General features: G+C 47.6%; 1 pseudogene. It reads left to right on the top strand.

The features are described from left to right. Nucleotides 1–27: 27 nt before the first annotated feature. Nucleotides 28–710, top strand: a pseudogene (locus tag R7R78_RS26290) (sensor histidine kinase); the annotation flags it as partial.

Genomic DNA, 710 nt, shown 5'->3' with positions numbered 1-710 from the left:
GGGCAAGTCATCTCTTGGAATCCTATCGTGCCGTTTGCTTCCTTTTCTTTTACTAAACAACTGGCCGTATTGCTTAGTGGTGTAATGCTATTGGGCATGTTGAGTTGGTGGAGTTACAGTGCTCATCAGTTGGACGACATCCTCACTCATCAAATCAGCCTGCGTGCTCAAGTTCAGTCGCAGCAGCTCTCGCAATTGTCCAGCCTTATTACCGCTGTTGGGGCTGGTAGCGCAAGCAAAACGTCAGAAATAATCAATGCGGTTCAGGCAGTGAGTGATGCGGACTTTATCACTGTGAGTGATCGCGCAGGAATTCGGCTGGCACATCCTGTCGCTGAACGCGTTGGTCTGCCTGTATCGGGAGGTGACATTGAAAGAGCGCTGGAAAACGGCGAGTCCTACCTTTCTTATGGCGTGGGATCTTTAGGGCCATCGGTTCGTTACATATCTCCCATTTTTTCCAATGAAGGCGATGTGATTGGCATGATCAAAGTTGGCTATTTGATTGATACTTTGGATCTCTGGACAAGCGAACGGTTGTTGCCTTTGATATCGTTCGGAATCATTGCCGTCGGTATTTGTATTTGGTTGTCTTGGAAGTTTTCTCGCTATGTTCGAACTCAAATGCAAGAGTTAGAACCTTGGCAGCTTAAACAGGCATTAAAAACGCATCAAGGCGTGCTGCAAGCGACGTATGAAGGATTGGTCGC

This window comes from Vibrio sp. 2134-1, from assembly GCF_033339495.1.
Note: the sequence above shows the minus strand (reverse complement) of the source record. Positions and strands in the feature narration are given on the sequence as shown.